Consider the following 17,281-nt stretch of genomic DNA (forward strand, 5'->3'; position numbering starts at 1 on the left):
TCACGGAATCAGAGCGTCAGGTTGGCTCCGGACTCGGTGTCGAAGACCTGCACCCGACGCGGGTCGAACCACAGGTCGATCTTCTCGCCGATGCGGGCACGCGACTCGGCGGCGACGCGGGCGACCAGCTGACCGGTGACGTCCGTGCCGGCGTCTGCGGCGAGCTCGTCCAGTTCACGCGAGGAGACGCCGGGGCCCTCGGCGGAGAAGTACACGTACTTGTCCGACCCCATCGACTCCAGCACGTCGACGCGGGCGGAGAACGTGCTGCCGTCGATCCGCTGGTAGGACTCCATGAGTGCCGCGTCCTCGAGGTGCTCGGGCCGGATGCCGACGACCACCTCGCCCTTCGCGTTCTTGCCGGCCACCTTCTGGCGGGCTTCGCCGTCCAGTGCGATGTCGCCGAGCGGGGTGCGCACCCCGGCGTCGGTGAGGGTGCCGGGGAGGAAGTTCATCGACGGCGAGCCGATGAAGCCGGCGACGAACAGGTTGCGCGGGTGGTCGTAGAGCTCCTGCGGCGAGCCGATCTGCTGCACCAGACCGCCGCGCAGCACCACGACCCGGTCCCCGAGGGTCATGGCCTCGGTCTGATCGTGGGTGACGTAGACGGTGGTGGTACCCAACCGGTTCTGCAGTTGCGCGATCTCGGTGCGCATCTGCACGCGCAGCTTGGCGTCGAGGTTGGACAGCGGCTCGTCCATGAGGAAGGCCTTGGGGCTGCGGACGATCGCGCGACCCATGGCGACGCGCTGACGCTGACCGCCGGAGAGGTTGGACGGCTTGCGGTCCAGGTGCTGACCGAGGTCGAGAATCTTGGCGGCTTCCTCGACCTTCTGGTTGATCTCCGACTTGCTCATCTTGGCGAGCGTGAGCGGGAACGCGATGTTGTCGCGCACCGTCATGTGCGGGTACAGCGCGTAGGACTGGAACACCATGGCGATGTCCCGGTCCTTGGGCGCGCGCTCGTTGACGCGCTCTCCCGCGATCCGCAGCTCACCGCTGGAGATGTCCTCCAGTCCGGCAATCATGTTGAGGGTGGTGGACTTTCCGCATCCCGACGGTCCGACGAGGATGATGAATTCCCCGTCGGCGATCGTGATGTCGACGTCGCTGACCGCAGCGGCGCCGTCCGGGTACAGCTTGGTCACCTTGTCGAGAACGATTTCGGCCATGGGTCTATCCCTTCACTGCGCCGGACGTCAGGCCCGCCACGATACGACGTTGGAAGAAGAGCACGAAGATGATGATCGGGATCGTGATGACCACTGCGGCAGCCGCAATGGATCCCGTCGGCTCCTCGAACTGGGAACTGCCGGTGAACTGAGAGATGGCTGCCGGCACGGTGACCGAGCGCTCGGTGGCCGTGAGGGAGATGGCCAGCAGCAGGTCGTTCCAGGCGAAGATGAACACCAGGATCGCGGCGGTGACGATGCCGGGGGCGGCCAGCGGAGCGATGACCTTCCGGAACGCCTGGCCCGGTGTCGCACCGTCCATCTTGGCCGCCTTCTCCAGCTCCCACGGAATCTCGCGGAAGAACGCCGAGAGCGTGTAGATCGCCAGCGGCAGCGCGAAGGTGATGTACGGCAGGATCAGGCCCGGCCACGTGTCGAACAGCCCCAACGCACGCTCGATGTCGAACAGCGGTGTCACCAGGGAGATCTGGGGGAACATCGCGATCAACAGCGCGGAGCCCACCAGCAGCTTCTTGCCGGGGAAGTCCAACCGCGCCACCGCGTACGCGGCCATGGTGCCGATGACCACGGCGATGAGCGTCGTGATCAGCCCGATGCCGATGGAGTTGATCAGGGCGCTGGTGAACTGCGACGTCTGGAAGATGCCCTTGTAGTTGTCCAGGGTCCACGTGGTGGGGATGAACTTGCCGTCCGCGATGTTCGCGACCGGCTTGAAGGACAGCGAGATGATCCACACCAGAGGAATCAACGCGTAGAGCAACACCAGCAGGTTGACGACGGACCAGCCGGCTTTGGTCTTGGTGGTGGCGGCCATGGGTCAGCGCCCTTCCGTGTCCGAGCCGGGTGCGGAGGCCCCGAACAGTTTGATGAAGACGAAGGCGATGATCGCGACGCAGAAGAAGATCAACACGCTGATCGCCGATCCGAGCCCGAGGTTGAACGCCCCGAACAGGTTGTTGTATCCCAGGATCGAGACCGAGCCGGTGTTGTTGCTGCCCCGGGTGAGCACGTAGATGTTGTCGAAGATGCGGAACGCGTCCAGCGTGCGGAACAGCAGCGCCACCAGGATGGCGGGCTTCATCAGCGGAATGATGATGCGCACCAGGCGAGTCCACGCCCCGGCGCCGTCCACCTGGGCTGCCTTGAGCAGATCGTCCGGCACCAACGCCAGACCCGCGAGGAGCAGCAGCGCCATGAACGGCGTCGTCTTCCACACCTCGGCGAGGACCACGATGGCGAGAGACGGGATCTGTTGCGTCAGAGGCGCACTGCCGTCGGGCAGCAGGTTGGCCAGGTAGCCCGTCTCGGGCGTCCAGGCGTAGTACCAGCTGTAGGCCGCGGCGACGGTCACGATGCCGTAGGGAATCAGGACCACGGTGCGGACCAGTCCGCGCCCGAAGATGGTGCGGTGCATGATCAGGGCGACCGCGAGACCGAGCACGAACTCGATGGCCACCGAGATGACCGTGATGACCACGGTGACGGTGAACGCCGTCCACCAGTAGCCGTCGGTGAGGACGGCGACATAGTTGGACAGGCCGACGAACTGCCGCTCGTCGGGGAACGCCAGGTTGTACTTCTGCAGGGACAACCAGAACGCGTAGATGATCGGGTACGCGGTGACCGCCAGCATCATGATGGCGGCGGGCGCCACCAGCAGCAGTCCCAGTCGCCGCTCGGCCTTCTTGCCCTCCGAGCGTGCCTCCTCGGCCTGCTTGGAATGCTTGTGCGGCCGCGCGGTGTCGGCGGTAGCGGTCACGGGATCAGCCCTTCCGAGTTCACGGCCTGCGTCACCAGGTCGGCGAGACGGTCGACGTCACCCACCGGGTCGATGGACTGCGGCGGATGCATCGCGTCGGTCAGCAAGATCGAGATCGCCTGGTACGCGGGCGAGACCGGCCGGACCGCGGCGCTCTCGATCGACCCGAGCACGCCCTCCCACGCCGGGTAGGCGGCCTGGAACTCGGGATCGTCGTACAGGTCCCGAATCACCGGCGGCACACCGCCGTCGACCGCGTTGTTGCGCTGGTTCTCACGGTTCGTGAGGCATTCCACCGCCTCCCACGCCTCGTCGGGATGCTCGGTGGTCTTGGCGACGCCGATGTTGAAGCCACCGATGGTCACCTTCGCCGGCTCACCGGGAACCACCGCCGGGTACGGCGCACTGCGGAAGACCTCGTTCACCGCGGCGTCCTGCTGATCCGCCGGCACCGACGACAGGTCCAGGAACGACACGCCACCGGCCGCGGCGTTCTCCTTCAGACCGGGAAGAACGAAGGGGTAGTTGACCTCCGCGAACATGGAGCCGGCCTCGACGCCGAGGCGGGCGGTGCCCTCGTCGCTCTGCGAGATGGAGGGATCCGCACCGGGCGCCGTCGCGACCGCCTTGATGATCGACAGCGCCTTCTCGGTCGCCGCGCGGTGCTCCGGAGTGTCGTTGAGGTTCTGCGTCGTCCCGTCCTCGCCGACCACCTGACCGCCGGCGCTCTCGAGGAGGGTGTTGAACCACACCATGTAGCCCTCGTACTGCCGCGCCTGGACGCCGATCGCGGCCGGCTGTCCTGCCGACGCGTTCTCGCCGGCGACGGCGACCAGGTCGTCCCACGTGGCGGGCGGCTGACCGTTCGGCACGAGATCCGGCCGGTACCACAGCAACTGGGTGTTGGAGTTCAGGGGAACCGCGAAGAGCTTGGTGCGCTCACCGGTGGCCGGGTCCAGCCACCGCGCCGTCTCCAGCGGGCCCTCGAGCACCGATCCGTCCTGCAGCTTCGCGGACAGATCGTCCGGCACGGGCAGAGCCCACCCCGCCTCGGCGAACTCCGCGGTCCACACGACGTCGAGCGTCATCAGATCGAGGGAGCGATCGTTGCCGGCCAGACGCCGGGCCAACTGCAGCCGTTGATCGTTCGCGCTCTTGGGCAGCGTCATCTGCTGCACGCGATACCGACCGCCGGACGCCTCGGTGCACGCCTGCGCCGCCGCGGCGTACTGCTCGGCGCCGTCGGCCGCGGTGTAGAAACTCAGCACGATGCCGTCGTCGGACGAACCACATCCGGCCAACAGCCCGCCTGCCACCACCACCGCGGCGCCCGTCGCCGCGAGTTTCCTCGCCCTGTACCTCTTCGGCACGACCGCCTCCTCTGCCGCAGAAGGAAGGCACCGGACGGGGCCCCGACTCCGCAGCGTGTGCTTCGTTGGACACGCATTCCCTGCGAAGGGGAACCTAGTCCACAGCAGTGCGGAAAATCGGGGCTTGCGACAAGTCCGTGACCCATTCGGTACACGGAGGGTCGCGGCGGGGCGCCGACGGGGTCAAATGGCCAGTCGCGCCAACAGATCCCGTGCCTTCTCGGCGGTCTTGGGCTCGCAGAGGACGTCGTACCGACCGGCGACCAATTGCATGGTCGAGGCGAAGTCGCGCTGGCCCTTCGTCGCGGCGTACGGGATGGAGGCCGAGATCAGGCCGAACACCACGCCGCCGAGGACGCCGACGAGCAGCGCGCTGAAGTAGTTGGTGTTGGTGATGATCGCCAGGATCAGGCCGAGGAACACACCCAGCCACGCACCCGAGAGGATGCCGCCACCAATGACTTTCGGCCAGGTGAGCCGCCCGATGACACGCTCGACCTGCATCAGGTCCACACCGACGATCGTGACGTCCTGGACCGAGAACTCCTGATCGGAGAGATAGTCGACGGCGCGCTGCGCCTCGGCGTACGTGGGGTAGGACCCGATGGGCCATCCCGACGGCGGTGTGGGCAGTCCCTGACCGGGCCGACCCGGCTGCGACAGAGGATTCGTCATACCGTCATTGTGCCCGGTCAGCATCGGGCGTGCCCTCGCCCGTGACCGACATCCCCGCGGCCCGTCCCGCCGCGGCGACCGCCCGGGCGATCCGGTGCCCGGCCTCGTCGACCATCTCGTCGCCCACCATGACCGCGCCGCGATGCCCGCCCTCCGCCGAGAGGTGCCGCGCGTACGCCTCCACGATCGCGACCGCACGGTCGAAGTCGTCCTGTCGCGGCGCGAAGATCTCGTTCGCGGCTTCGATCTGGGTCGGATGCAGCACCCACTTGCCGTCGTAGCCCAGCGCCGCCGCGTGCCGCGCCGAGGCCGCGAACCCCTCCGCGTCACGCACCTGGACCCACGGTCCGTCGACGGCGGCGATGCCGTGCGAGCGCGCCGCGACGAGGATCGACATCAGGACGTGGTGGTAGGCGTCGCCGTGCGCGAGGCCCGGCGGCTGCGCACCCACGGTGAGGGTGCGCATGCCGATGTCCGCCATGAAATCGCCGGGACCGAAGACCAGCGCCTCGACCCGCGGCGAGGCACCCGCGATCGCGTCGACGTGCAGAAGTCCCCGGGTGTCCTCGATCTGCGCGTCGATGCCGATGCGCCCCACCGGCAGATCCCGCTCGCGCTCGAGCTGGGTGAGGATCAGGTCCAGCGCCTGTACCTCGCCGGCCGAGCGCACCTTCGGCAGCACGATCACCTCGACCCGATCGCCCGCCGGTCCGACCACGTCCGTCAGGTCGCGAAGGGTGTGCGCCGTGGTCCAGTCGTTGACGCGCACCATCCGACGCTGCGGACCCCAGTCGTCGGCGCGGAGGGCCTCCACCACCGAGGCGCGCGCCGCGACCTTGGCCGCCGGCGCCACCGCGTCCTCCAGATCGAGGAACACCGCGTCGGCGGGCAGGCCCCGCGCCTTGCTCATCATCGTCGGGTTGCTGCCGGGGACGGCCAGGACGGAGCGCCGTAGCAGCGCCGAGCGGTCGGAGAGAAGGGTCACGACGCCGACCCTAGTCACCCGTTCGGCAGGTCGGATGCCCCGTCTACTCTTGCGTTCCATGGCTGCTGTGAACAAGGTGTTCGCTGCCCGACTCGCGGGTCTGGTGGTGCTCGGACCCGACGGCGAGTCGATCGGTCGCGTCCGCGACATCGTGATCACCGTGCGTATCGGCCGACAACAGCCGCGCGTCCTGGGCCTGGTGGTGGAGCTGGCCACCCGGCGAAAGATCTTCGTGCCCATGCTGCGCGTGACCGCGATCGAACCCACGTCGGTCACGCTCACCACCGGGAACGTCAGTATGCGGCGGTTCTCGCAGCGCACCGGCGAGGTCCTCGCCCTCGCTCAGGTCCTGGACTCGAAGGTGCGCACCGACGATCCGGACGCCGAGGACCTGCACGGCGTGGACGCCGTCGTCGTCGATCTGGGGATCGAGCAGACCCGCTCGCGCGACTGGGTGGTCTCGCGTGTCGCGGTCCGGCCGCATCGGACCCGCCTGGGCCGGCGCGGCAGCATGCACGTCATCGACTGGCAGAACGTCCAGGGTCTGACGCAGATGGATCTGTCGCAGCCCGGTCAGGGCGTGTCGCAGTTGCTCGCCCAGTTCGACGGGCTGCGGCCGGCGGACGTGGCGGACGCGATCCGCGACCTGCCGGAGAAGCGTCGCCTCGAGGTCGCGTTCGCACTCGACGACCAGCGGCTCGCCGACGTCATCCAGGAGATGCCCGACGACGACCAGATCGATCTGGTCCAGACCCTCGAGCCCGGCCGCGCCGCCGACGTGCTCGAGGCCATGGATCCGGACGACGCAGCGGACCTGCTGGGCGAGCTGCCCGAACCCGAGGCCGAAGCGCTGCTGCGACTGATGGACCCACAGGATTCCGAGCCGGTGCGACGGCTGCTCGAGCACTCCCCCGACACCGCCGGCGGTCTGATGACCCCGGAGCCGGTGGTGCTCAGCGCGTCGGCGACGGTGGCCGAAGCGCTCGCCCGCGTGCGCAATCCGGACCTGACGCCCGCGCTGGCGTCGTTGGTCTTCGTGGTGCGCCCGCCCACCGCCACGCCCACCGGCCGCTACCTCGGGTGCGTGCATCTGCAGCAGCTGCTGCGAGAACCCCCGGCGTCCCTGGTGGGCGGGGTCATCGACACGACGCTCTCGAGCCTGTCTCCCGAGGACGGCCTCGGCGCGGTGACCCGCTATTTCGCCGCGTACAACCTGGTCTGCGGCCCGGTGGTCGACGAAGAGGAGCACCTCATCGGAGCCGTGACCGTCGACGACGTCCTCGACCATCTACTGCCGGACGACTGGCGCGAACAGGAGCACGTGGGTCATGACTGACGGGGGCATCTCCGCGCGGCAGCGGCTGGACACCCCGCGCGGTTCGCGGCGTTTCCGGGTGGACATCGACGTCGACGCGATCGGTCGGACGGGCGAGAACGTCGCTCGGTTCCTCGGCACGGGTCGGTATCTGGCGATCCAGACCATCATCGTGGTGGTCTGGATTCTGCTGAACGTGTTCGCGCTCAGCCTGCAGTGGGATCCGTACCCGTTCATTCTGTTGAACCTGGCGTTCTCGACGCAGGCCGCCTACGCCGCGCCGCTGATCCTGCTGGCGCAGAACCGTCAGGACGACCGCGACCGCGTCTCGCTCGAGGAGGACCGCGCTCGCGCCGCGCAGACCAAGGCGGATACCGAGTTCCTGGCGCGCGAGCTCGCCGCGCTCCGCATCGCCGTCGGTGAGGTGGCCACGCGCGACTATCTGCGGCGCGAACTCGACGATCTCCGAGCGGTTCTTGCCGATCCCGCACTGCGGGACGAGCGCGCGCGCAAGAAGGCGCGTCGACGTGGCGAGGAACCGGACGAACAGACTCGTTTCGACCACAACGAGGACACGCGACGGTAACCTCGGTCACAGTGCGCATCGGGTCCTGTCGAATGCGCGCACGGTGATCGGTGGGGGTTGGTGCGTATGCGAGTCGGCGGCGTCGTGAGTGCGTCCGTGCTCCTGCTCGGGGCGGTCACGGTGGCGGCCGGTGCGGCCACGCCCAGCTCCGCGAACCGGTTCGCGTCACCCCCCACGGCCGTCGTCGCCGCGGCTCCCGTGCCCTCCCGCGACACCGCGGTGGGCCTCGTCGATCCGCCCGAGCGGTCGGCGACCACGTTCCGTTCCCCGGCGCCGGCCGCGCCCGTCGGTGCTCCGATGACGGCGGCCGGGGCACCGGCCGCGAACATTCTGGTCGGCGCCCTCGGCATCCCCGAACTCGTCCTCCAGGCGTACCGCGCCGCCGAGGCGCGCACGGCCGTGACGACGCCCGGATGCAAACTCCCGTGGCACCTGCTCGCCGCCATCGGGCGCATCGAGTCCGGTCACGCGGGCGGCGGCCGGACCGACGTCGCGGGCACCACCCTGACGCCGATCCTCGGACCGCCCCTCGACGGCCGGTCGGCGGCCGACGCGGTCATCACCGACACGGACGGCGGTGCGCTGGACGGCAATTCGACCCACGATCGCGCCGTGGGACCGATGCAGTTCATCCCCTCGACGTGGGCGGCGTACGCCACCGACGGCAACGACGACGGCAAAGCCGATCCCAACAACGTGTTCGACGCCGCCGCCGCGGCGGGAAAGTACCTGTGTTCGGGCGGTCTCGACATGACCAAGGCCGCGGACGCGACGGCGGCCGTCATGCGCTACAACAACTCGGCTGCCTACACCGCGAACGTGCTGTCGTGGTCCGCCGCCTACTCCGGTGGCGCCAGCCCGGTCCCCGGACGCATCGGTGACGTAACGCCGATCCCATCGCCCGTGGACGCGCTCGCGATCGCCGCGGCCGCACCCGGGGCCGCCGACGTCGCGCCGGGCGCCGATCCGACCACGACGAGCGCGCTGCCGACGACGCTGACTCCCGCAACCACCACTGCACCGCCGGCGTTCGGGATCGAGGGACTGCCTCCGCTGCCCACCTTCGAGCTTCCGGTCATCCCGTGCCTGCTCTGCCCGCCGGCACCGCCCGCCGAGGCGGCCACCGCACCGCCCGTCACGGACAGCACCGCCCCCACTCCATAACGGCCGGATAACAGAACGGCAACGGATACGGTACCCTCGCTCCCGGCACGTACACGTCGGAGCAGTCGCTCACGGATCACGAGTTCGGTGAGTGGCGAGGAGGTACATCAGTGGGTCGGCATCGCAAGAAATCGACTTCCGCACTACGCAGGAACTCGGTGATCGCGTTGACCGGCCTGCTCCCCGCGGGAGGTATCGCCGTCGCCAGCAGTTACGCCGCCGGCGCCGACATCCCCTTCCTGCAGACCCGCGCCGCCTCCCACGAGGTGCCGCTGGACGCGAGCCGCGTCGACGCTACCCCGGTCGCCGCCCCCACCAGCTCCGAGGCGCCGTCGCCTGCGCCCGAGCCCGCACCTGCACCCGTCGTCGATCCCGGCCCCGCCCTCCCGGAGAGCGTCGTCGCGCATCCGCTGGGTGTGCCGGCCGTCAACGTCGAGGCCTACCGGAACGCGGAGCGGATCCTGCACGAGACGCTTCCGGGCTGCAACATGTCGTGGTCCCTCCTCGCCGGCATCGGACGCGTCGAGTCCACGCACGCCAACGACGGCAAGGTCGCGCCGGACGGCACCTTGCTCGAACCCATCCTCGGGCCGCGTCTCGACGGCAGCCTGGCCGGCAACAACGTGATCTACGACACCGACGGCGGCGAGCTCGACGGTGACCCGGTCTACGACCGCGCAGTCGGGCCGATGCAGTTCCTACCCGAGACGTGGAAGCGCTACGCCACCGACGGCAACGGCGACGGCAAGGCCGATCCGCAGAACCTCTTCGACAGCGCCGCGACCACCGGCAAGTACCTCTGCGACGGGGGCCTGAACATGGCCGATCCCGTCCAGGCCACGCAGGCCATCCTGCGGTACAACAACTCGATGGCGTACGTCGCCAACGTGGTGGCGTGGTCCGTCGCCTACTCCACCGGAATCGCTCCGGCCGAGGGCGACCTGCCTCGCATCCACTAGGCCCGCATACCATCGGGGTATGCCCGCAGTCATCGAATCGGACGTCCGCAGCGCGCTCGCGCGTGTGAACGACCCCGAGATTCGCAAGCCCATCACCGAACTCGGCATGGTCAAGAGCGTCGCCGTCGGTGACGACGGGTCGGTCGACGTCGGCATCTACCTCACCACCGCCGGCTGCCCCATGAAGACCGAGATCAGCGACCGGGTCCGCACCGCCGTCGCCGACGTCGCGGGAGTCGGCGAGATCCGCGTCGAGCTCGACGTCATGAACGACGAGCAGCGCACCGAACTGCGGAAGTCGCTGCGCGGCGATTCGGCGGAGCCGGTCATCCCGTTCGCTCAGCCGGGTTCGCTGACGCGTGTCTACGCGGTCGCCTCGGGCAAGGGTGGAGTCGGAAAATCCTCCGTCACCGTCAATCTCGCGGCCGCCATGGCCGCCAAGGGCCTGTCGGTCGGCGTGCTGGACGCGGACATCTACGGCCACTCGGTGCCCCGGATGCTCGGAACCGATGCGCGCCCGACTCAGGTCGAGCGAATGATCATGCCGCCCGTGGCGCACGAGGTGAAGATGATCTCGATCGCCCAGTTCACCCAGGGCAACACCCCGGTCGTGTGGCGTGGCCCCATGCTGCACCGCGCACTGCAGCAGTTCCTCGCGGACGTGTTCTGGGGCGATCTCGACATCCTGCTGCTGGACCTGCCGCCAGGCACCGGTGACGTCGCGATCTCGGTGGCGCAGCTGATCCCCGGTGCCGAGATCCTCGTGGTCACCACCCCGCAGCAGGCGGCGGCCGAGGTCGCCGAGCGGGCCGGTGCCATCGCCCTGCAGACCCGTCAGCGGGTGGTCGGTGTCGTGGAGAACATGTCCTGGCTCGAGCTGCCCGACGGCACGCGCATGGACGTCTTCGGCACCGGCGGCGGGCAGGCCGTGGCCGACCGCCTCACCACGGCGGTCGGTGCCAAGGTTCCGCTGCTCGGGCAGATCCCGCTGGACACCGCCGTGCGCGAGGGCGGAGACGAAGGCGTTCCCATCGTTCTCGGCGCACCGGACACTCCGGCCGCTCGTGCCCTCACCGAGGTTGCCGAGAAGTTGTCCGTTCGCAGCCGCGGGCTCGCCGGCATGAGCCTCGGCATCGACACCACGCGTCACCTCTGACCCCGCGCCCCTCAGAACGGGGGTGGGGTGTCGTCCGGTGGGAGGACCCTGCGGAGTCGGTTGCGGTTTCGTTCCTATCGGCGGCGGGCGTGTTTCTGCTCGGTGCGTGGGGCAGGTCGAAGGCGTTCCACCGGTGTCGGTCTCGGTCTGTGTCCGTTCTCGGTGGGTGGGTCGCCGAAGACGATGGCGTCGAGTCCGGGGTGGATGTCGTGGCCGGTGAACGCCGGTCCGAGGACGGTCCGTCCGTCGGGGATGGTGATGGTGCGGATCAGCCGGCTCGGGTCGGTGGGGTCGGGGTATTGGTCGTCGACGAAGTCGGCGAACGTTTTCAGTAGGTGGTGGAAGCGGCATTTGGCGCCGAGTCCGGTCGCGCTGGTGCGCCCGCCCTTCTCGGGGTGGGTGTGGTCGTATTCGGTGATGTGGTCGAGGTCGCCGTCCCAGGCGGGTCGGTTGCAGCCGGGCCAGGTGCAGAACAGATCGCGCGCACGGATGGACGCATCGAGGGCTGCGGAGGGGCGGTAGGGGTTCGATGGTTGCGTCGCCGGCAGTGGGGTGTCGGTGCCGTCACCCAACGGCCGGATGATCGTGCCGGGGTCGGCGGCGAGGTCGCGGACGTGGGCGCCGGAGATGATCCCGATGCCGGGGAGGAACCCGACGCCGTCGACGAAGTCCAGGCCGACAGGCTCCTCGCATCCGTGCGGGCCCTCCTCCGCTTCGTCGCCCGGCTCCTCCTCGCCCGCCGCCTCGTCGTCCGCAATGATGTCGCCCGCCGCGTCGCCGCCCGCCGCTTCGGCGTGCGCAGTGACGTCGGGCTGATCCGGCGACACGGAGCCCGCCGCGACCTCGGCGTCGGGCGACACGGGGCCCGCCGCTACCTCGGCGTCGGGCGACACTGGTTGCGCGGCAACCGGATCGACCGAACCCGATTTCGTCACCACCGATTCCGTGAGGGTCGTGTCAGCGGCGGATTCGGCCTGAACTTCGAAGTCGGCGCCGGACGACACCTGTTGCGCCGCCACAGCTTCCGTCGATACCGAAGCGGCCGATGCCGACGCGGCCGAGCCCGAACCTGCGCCGGCGTCGGACTCGGCCGCAGGAGTGGACTCGGTGGTCGGTCGCGGTAGGTGCTGCGGTGACCGGCACACCCGCTCGTTCTCGGGCGCGGGGACGGGACCGGTGAGAGTGGTGGTGTCGGTGACCAGATGGATCACGATCCGCGGCGCGGTCGCCGCGAACTTGGTCAGGTCGATGTTCTTGTAGCGGCAGTCGGTGATGGGGAGGTCACAGTCGCACCCGAACTCGGTTTGAGTGATCAACGCGTAATGCGCATCGGACGCCCGCGCGGCCTTCGAACGGGTGTCCTTCGGGCACACCTGCGCGGCCAACCGTCGCACGGCCGCGTGGAGCGCGACGATGTCCTCCGCCGGCCGGGTGTCCGTCGCCGACGCCAAACCGTCACGGCCCATCTCGACGGTGAACTCCCGATTCCGCTTCGCCTTCTCCCGCCGGGCGCGGACGGCATCGGGATCACGGCGGTCGACCATCATGTCCACCATGGCCTCCATCCGCGCCGGCGACCACGACCCGGGTCTGCGGAGAGCACGGGCGATGTCGGCGTCCACCAACGCCGCGTAGCACTGCCCTTCGATCAGTTCGGTGCGGGCGACGATGGTGCGAATGTGATGCGGGGTGACCACCCCGTCCCGCAAACATTCCGCCACCCGAGGGAGTCGATCCCGCAGGGCGACGGCGTCGGTGAGCAGGGTGCGGGCCGCCCCCTGCGTGATCGACAACGTGGTGGCGATGGTGGCGGCGCAGCGGGTGTGCGCGTCGAGCTCGCGGCGGTCCTCGTCCTCGAACGGTTCCACCAGTTCGGCGTGCATGGCGGCGGCGAGTTGGTATTCGAACCACTTCAGGTACGCGACGCCGGCGGCAGCGTGGACCAGGGCGTCCAACGCCTGCGACGCGGGAAGGTCACAGGTAGCAGGCAGACCGAGGGCGGCGTGATCGAGCGCGGCCCACGGCACGGTGCTCGTCGCACCCGCCCCCACCTGCACACCCGCCATACCGTCGACCCCCCAGTCGCTCGTATGTTCGAGTGTACCGCCACCCACCGACACGGTCCATGACACCCACGCACGAACCGGGAGGCGTCGCAGATCGGGTGGCGCAGATCAGGTGGCGTCGGGATCGATCGGGGGTCGCTCGTTGCCGGCCAAAGAGTCGCGCGCGGGGTCCTTCGACAGCGACGGGCGCGCCGACGGGGACTGAGATCCGGTGGCGGACGCTCCCCCGGCGGGCTTGTCGAAGTTGCCGGTGAAGATGGAGTCGTCGCCGTCGAGGAGGTGCTTGGTCACCACGGCGCGCGGGGTCATCTTGCGAAGCTGGTTGAGGTCGGCGAGCGGCTTGCGGAGGTCGTCGAAATCGGTTCCCAGCTCGCTCTTGAGCTGAGCGCTGGCGCCGGACGCGTAGTCACGCACCTGACGCAGGGACTTGGTCACCCAGGTGACGGCACCGGGCAGACGCTCGGGCCCGAGGACGACGAGTGCGGCGATGAGGAGGACGAGCATCTCGCCCCAACCGATGTTCGCGAACACCGCTACAGCCTACGGGTCCGAGCCACGATCACGCGTCCGACGTGGGTGTGACGGTGATGTCCACGGTGCGACCCGATCGCACCACCTGTACCGGGATGGACTGGCCGATCTGCTGCTCCTGCACGGCGACCACGAGTTCGTCGGCGCCGGACACGGACCGGTTGCCCACCCGCACGATGACGTCGCCCTCGACGATGCCCGCCTGCTGCGCCGGACCGCCGGCCGTCACGTTGGCCACCCGGGCACCACTGAGTGCGTCGTTGACGACGGTGCGCGCGGTGACCCCGATGTCGGGATGAGTCATCGACCCGGTGCGGATGAGCGACTGCACCACCTCGGTGACGTCGTCGATCGGGATCGCGAACCCCAGCCCGACGGAGCCGCCGCTCTCGCTCCGGATCGCGGAATTGATGCCGATGACCCGTCCCTCGGCGTCGACGAGGGGGCCACCGGAATTGCCCGGGTTGATCGCGGCGTCCGTCTGGACGGCGTCGATGACCGCGTCGGTGTCGGTCCCTTCGCCGGAGAGCCGCACCGGTCGATCGAGCGCACTCACGATCCCTCGGGTGACGGTCTTGCTCAGACCCAATGGAGATCCGACCGCGACGACGTCGTCACCGACCTGAACGTCCTCGGAGCGTCCCAGCTGCGCGACGGTGAGGCCGGCGACGTCGGTCGACAGGACGGCGAGGTCGGTCTTGGTGTCGCGGCCGACGATGCGCGCCGGCACCTTGGTCCCGTCGGAAAAGGTGACCGACAGGGTCGCGTCGGGATTGGTGGCGGCCATCGAGATCACGTGATTGTTGGTGACGATGTACCCCGCGCCGTCGACGACGACGCCGGACCCGGTGCCGGCGTTCTCTCCGAACGTCTCCTGCACCGACACCACCGACGGCAGGACCGCCTCGGCCACCCGGGTGACCTGGCCGGGCGGGAGGTCGCTCCCCTCCTGCGCGAGCGTCACGCGGGAGCTCGTCAGCGACCCCCCGAGATCGGCGGCAATACTGCCGACCACGCCACCCAGCAGGCCGATGACCAGCGCCACCGCGGCGAGGGCGGCGAGCGCACGAGCGCCGACACGACGACCGAACAGCACCTCCCGGACGCCCAGCTTCTCCCCCGGCGCCAGGGGCACCGGATCCGGAGGTACCTCGGCCGGGAATACCGAGGTCACCGGTGCGGCCGGGTCACGCCAGGGATCGACCGGTGCGGGGATCTCCTCGGCCGGACCGTCGTCCGTCGGCTCCCGCATCAGGGACTCGGTCGCCCCCGGCGGACGTCCGAACGCCTCGGCGAGCATCGGGTCGGGCGGTGGCGACGACGGAAGACCGTCGGAGGTGCGATCCGCGGGCGCCGTGAACGAGCCGTCGACGCCGTCGGGACGCCCGAACGCCCGGGACGTGTGGGGATCGACGACGGGTCGATAGAGGGGGCGCGGCGGCAGCCGACGCTCGGCGTCGGTCCGATCGGCCGGGGCGTCCGTTCCGTCAGGCTCCACTCGCGCAGGCTACCGTCGCCGGAATCGGCCGGACAGGCCGGACGCGATCCCCCCGCGGAACGACGGCAGCGCGCCGGGGCGGCTGTCACCGGGAGCGCAGGGATGACGGTCGGGGATCTGGTGGAGGAGTCCCATGAGCGAACTCGGCATGGTCACCTGCTCCGACGACCGCAGCGCGATCCGCGCCTGCTGCTGCGCATCCACCTCGGCCGCGCAGTCCGGACACTGCGACACGTGGTGGGCGGCGCGCAGGTATGCGTTCATCCGCAGTTCGCCGTCGACGTACGCCGCCACGGCCTCGCTGGCGAGGTGATCGGTGGGGTTGAACTGACGACGCTCGCGAGTCATGGTTCTCCTCCACTGCTGTGCGCAAACTGCCGGTGCGGTGACGCTCCCTACGAAGATACTGAACGGACGGCGGGACGGATCAGTTCCCGCGTGACCCGGCCCGCGCACCGCTCTCGGTGCGGGTGGCGGCCAGGTGGTCTCGCAGGGCCTGTCGACCGCGGTGGATGCGGCTGCGCACCGTGCCGAGCTTGACCCCGAGGGTCGCGCCGATCTCCTCGTAGGACAGACCTTCGATGTCGCACAGGACGATCGCCGCGCGGAACTCCGGCGCCAGGGAGTCGAGGGCGGCCTGCAGGTCCGGGTCGAGGCGAGCGTCGTGGTAGATCTGCTCGGGGTCCGGCCGATCCGACGGCACCCGCTCGTAGTCCTCGGGCAGGGCTTCCATCCGGATGCGGCTCCGGCGACGCACCATGTCCAGGAAGAGGTTGGTGGTGATGCGGTGCAGCCAGCCCTCGAACGTGCCGGGCTGGTAGTTCTGCAAGGAACGGAACACGCGGATGAAGGTGTCCTGCGTCAGATCCTCGGCGTCCTGCGCGTTGCCGGAGAGGCGGTAGGCCAGACGGTAGACCCGATCACCGTGCTCGCGGACCAACTCGTCCCAGGACGGCATGGACGTGGCGTCGCCGGTGGCGTCGAAGACCGCGGTTCCGGACAGCGGGGCCTCGGTATGGGAGGTGTCGGCCAGGGAGGTGCCGGGCAGGGCGTCTCCGGACGCGGAGGTCTCGGCGGCATGTTCGCGTGCACTGGTGTTCATGTGATCCTCTGGGTCCTCCTGGTCGGGGGATCGACGATCGGCCGTCGGCTCTGGCCGTGATTCGGTGATGCGGACAACTCGGACTGGTGCCCGTTTGTTCCGGTACCCGTTTCTGCCACGTCCGACGCCGTGCGTGCGCTCCGGCGAACTCGCGTAGTAGAAGCATGACCGCCGCGGGTGTGCGACCCGTGTGAGAAAGCTGAGCGAGCCCTGAGAGTCCGAGCCGCTGCATCGTCCGCCGCGGGCCGGACCCCGTTCGCTACTGTCTGCGCTGTGACTGTCGACGCCGCGACGATGCTGACCTACGCCGAGAACTCCGTCGTCGAGGACGACGTGCTGGTGGCCGCGCGCGAGCGGGCCGACGATCTCGGCGCTGCCCCGGTCCCCCCGTCCGTCGGCGCGGCGCTGAGCATGTTCGCGCAACTGTCCGGCGCCCGCACCGTGGTGGAGGTCGGCACCGGCGCCGGTGTCAGCGGACTGTGGCTGCTCGACGGCATGCGTGCCGACGGCGTCCTGACCACGATCGACAGCGAACCCGAGCACCAGCGTGCGGCGCGGGAGTCGTTCCGCGCCGGCGGCATCGCCCCGTCGCGGACGCGGCTGATCAACGGCCGGGCGATGGACGTTCTCCCCCGGCTCGCCGACGCGTCCTACGACCTGGTCTTCGTCGACGCCACACCGCGCGACCACGTCGGGTTCGTGACCGAGGGCGTGCGCATGCTGCGTCCCGGCGGCGCGCTGATCCTGCACAACGCGTTGCTCGGCGGGCGGGTGGCCGACACGGCCGCGCGTGACGAGGCCACCGTCGCGGTCCGGGCCGCGGCACGGGCGATCGCCGAGAACGAGGCGCTCACCGCCGTCGTCCTGCCGCTGGGCGACGGCCTGCTCTGCGCCTCGCGCCTGCCGGAGTGACGCGCGGGAG

General features: G+C 69.6%; 17 protein-coding genes. 6 read left to right on the plus strand and 11 right to left on the minus strand.

Going from position 1 to position 17,281, the window contains the following annotated elements; translation table 11 throughout:
* Positions 1–8 precede the first annotated feature (8 nt).
* The 6 genes from A3Q40_RS11280 to A3Q40_RS11305 form a co-directional block, all read right to left on the minus strand.
* Entirely contained in the window at positions 9–1,172 is a 1,164-nt protein-coding gene (locus tag A3Q40_RS11280; RefSeq protein ID WP_068102285.1) for an ABC transporter ATP-binding protein, read from the minus strand.
* 4 nt (positions 1,173–1,176) lie between these two features.
* Positions 1,177–2,007, minus strand: coding sequence for a carbohydrate ABC transporter permease (locus tag A3Q40_RS11285; protein WP_068102286.1), 831 nt, complete (start codon positions 2,005–2,007; stop codon positions 1,177–1,179).
* A 3-nt stretch (positions 2,008–2,010) separates the two neighbouring features.
* Positions 2,011–2,952 (minus strand): carbohydrate ABC transporter permease, encoded by a 942-nt coding sequence (locus tag A3Q40_RS11290; protein WP_068102288.1) that lies wholly within the window; start codon positions 2,950–2,952, stop codon positions 2,011–2,013.
* Positions 2,949–4,322 carry an extracellular solute-binding protein gene (locus A3Q40_RS11295; RefSeq protein ID WP_201132841.1) on the minus strand — a complete coding sequence of 458 codons (1,374 nt, stop codon included), beginning with the start codon at positions 4,320–4,322 and terminating at the stop codon, positions 2,949–2,951. Before A3Q40_RS11295 ends, A3Q40_RS11290 begins: the two co-directional genes overlap by 4 nt.
* Before the next feature lie 183 nt (positions 4,323–4,505).
* Complete coding sequence (locus tag A3Q40_RS11300) at positions 4,506–4,997, minus strand: general stress protein (protein ID WP_068102291.1); 492 nt, start codon at positions 4,995–4,997, stop codon at positions 4,506–4,508.
* A gap of 4 nt (positions 4,998–5,001) precedes the next feature.
* Positions 5,002–5,910 (minus strand): HpcH/HpaI aldolase/citrate lyase family protein, encoded by a 909-nt coding sequence (locus tag A3Q40_RS11305; RefSeq protein WP_068106000.1) that lies wholly within the window; start codon positions 5,908–5,910, stop codon positions 5,002–5,004.
* A gap of 130 nt (positions 5,911–6,040) precedes the next feature.
* Here A3Q40_RS11305 and A3Q40_RS11310 point away from each other — a divergent pair, with 130 nt between their 5' ends.
* The 5 genes from A3Q40_RS11310 to A3Q40_RS11330 all read left to right on the plus strand — a co-directional run bounded on the left by A3Q40_RS11310 (position 6,041) and on the right by A3Q40_RS11330 (position 11,162).
* Positions 6,041–7,318 carry a magnesium transporter MgtE N-terminal domain-containing protein gene (locus A3Q40_RS11310; protein WP_068102293.1) on the plus strand — a complete coding sequence of 426 codons (1,278 nt, stop codon included), beginning with the start codon at positions 6,041–6,043 and terminating at the stop codon, positions 7,316–7,318.
* Positions 7,311–7,883: a DUF1003 domain-containing protein gene (locus A3Q40_RS11315; protein ID WP_068102294.1), complete on the plus strand. Its 573-nt coding sequence runs from the start codon at positions 7,311–7,313 to the stop codon at positions 7,881–7,883. The genes A3Q40_RS11310 and A3Q40_RS11315 overlap by 8 nt, the downstream gene beginning before the upstream one ends.
* Before the next feature lie 84 nt (positions 7,884–7,967).
* The gene (locus tag A3Q40_RS11320; protein ID WP_235606276.1) at positions 7,968–9,047 is read left to right on the plus strand and encodes a lytic transglycosylase domain-containing protein; all 1,080 of its coding nucleotides are present in this window, start codon (positions 7,968–7,970) and stop codon (positions 9,045–9,047) included.
* A 110-nt stretch (positions 9,048–9,157) separates the two neighbouring features.
* The gene (locus A3Q40_RS11325) at positions 9,158–10,006 is read left to right on the plus strand and encodes a lytic transglycosylase domain-containing protein (RefSeq protein ID WP_068102298.1); all 849 of its coding nucleotides are present in this window, start codon (positions 9,158–9,160) and stop codon (positions 10,004–10,006) included.
* Between the two features lie 19 nt (positions 10,007–10,025).
* Complete coding sequence (locus A3Q40_RS11330; RefSeq protein ID WP_068102300.1) at positions 10,026–11,162, plus strand: Mrp/NBP35 family ATP-binding protein; 1,137 nt, start codon at positions 10,026–10,028, stop codon at positions 11,160–11,162.
* A gap of 74 nt (positions 11,163–11,236) precedes the next feature.
* On the opposite strand, the gene A3Q40_RS11335 is transcribed toward A3Q40_RS11330, so the two are convergent.
* From A3Q40_RS11335 to sigE, 5 genes are all read right to left on the minus strand, one after another.
* On the minus strand, positions 11,237–13,294 hold the full coding sequence (locus A3Q40_RS11335) for an HNH endonuclease signature motif containing protein (protein WP_157889563.1): 2,058 nt from the start codon (positions 13,292–13,294) through the stop codon (positions 11,237–11,239).
* A gap of 42 nt (positions 13,295–13,336) precedes the next feature.
* Positions 13,337–13,759 (minus strand): Sec-independent protein translocase protein TatB, encoded by a 423-nt coding sequence (gene tatB / locus A3Q40_RS11340; RefSeq protein WP_068102303.1) that lies wholly within the window; start codon positions 13,757–13,759, stop codon positions 13,337–13,339.
* Between the two features lie 28 nt (positions 13,760–13,787).
* On the minus strand, positions 13,788–15,257 hold the full coding sequence (locus A3Q40_RS11345; RefSeq protein WP_068102304.1) for a S1C family serine protease: 1,470 nt from the start codon (positions 15,255–15,257) through the stop codon (positions 13,788–13,790).
* A gap of 9 nt (positions 15,258–15,266) precedes the next feature.
* Entirely contained in the window at positions 15,267–15,605 is a 339-nt protein-coding gene (locus A3Q40_RS11350; RefSeq protein ID WP_068102306.1) for a hypothetical protein, read from the minus strand.
* A 79-nt stretch (positions 15,606–15,684) separates the two neighbouring features.
* The gene (sigE, locus tag A3Q40_RS11355; protein ID WP_068102308.1) at positions 15,685–16,359 is read right to left on the minus strand and encodes an RNA polymerase sigma factor SigE; all 675 of its coding nucleotides are present in this window, start codon (positions 16,357–16,359) and stop codon (positions 15,685–15,687) included.
* A 294-nt stretch (positions 16,360–16,653) separates the two neighbouring features.
* Here sigE and A3Q40_RS11360 point away from each other — a divergent pair, with 294 nt between their 5' ends.
* On the plus strand, positions 16,654–17,271 hold the full coding sequence (locus A3Q40_RS11360; RefSeq protein ID WP_068106002.1) for an O-methyltransferase: 618 nt from the start codon (positions 16,654–16,656) through the stop codon (positions 17,269–17,271).
* The last annotated feature ends 10 nt before the right edge of the window (positions 17,272–17,281 follow it).

Source organism: Rhodococcus sp. PBTS 1 (genome assembly GCF_001620025.1).
Lineage (GTDB): Bacteria > Actinomycetota > Actinomycetes > Mycobacteriales > Mycobacteriaceae > Rhodococcoides > Rhodococcoides kroppenstedtii.

Coding starts and splice junctions, on each gene's coding strand:
- A3Q40_RS11305 (WP_068106000.1), bottom strand. CDS start 5,910: ATGATGAGCAAGGCGCGGGGCCTGCCCGCCGACGCGGTGTTCCTCGAT.
- sigE (WP_068102308.1), bottom strand. CDS start 16,359: ATGAACACCAGTGCACGCGAACATGCCGCCGAGACCTCCGCGTCCGGA.
- A3Q40_RS11330 (WP_068102300.1), top strand. CDS start 10,026: ATGCCCGCAGTCATCGAATCGGACGTCCGCAGCGCGCTCGCGCGTGTG.
- A3Q40_RS11310 (WP_068102293.1), top strand. CDS start 6,041: ATGGCTGCTGTGAACAAGGTGTTCGCTGCCCGACTCGCGGGTCTGGTG.
- A3Q40_RS11350 (WP_068102306.1), bottom strand. CDS start 15,605: ATGACTCGCGAGCGTCGTCAGTTCAACCCCACCGATCACCTCGCCAGC.
- A3Q40_RS11285 (WP_068102286.1), bottom strand. CDS start 2,007: ATGGCCGCCACCACCAAGACCAAAGCCGGCTGGTCCGTCGTCAACCTG.
- A3Q40_RS11360 (WP_068106002.1), top strand. CDS start 16,654: ATGCTGACCTACGCCGAGAACTCCGTCGTCGAGGACGACGTGCTGGTG.
- A3Q40_RS11300 (WP_068102291.1), bottom strand. CDS start 4,997: ATGACGAATCCTCTGTCGCAGCCGGGTCGGCCCGGTCAGGGACTGCCC.
- A3Q40_RS11315 (WP_068102294.1), top strand. CDS start 7,311: ATGACTGACGGGGGCATCTCCGCGCGGCAGCGGCTGGACACCCCGCGC.
- A3Q40_RS11280 (WP_068102285.1), bottom strand. CDS start 1,172: ATGGCCGAAATCGTTCTCGACAAGGTGACCAAGCTGTACCCGGACGGC.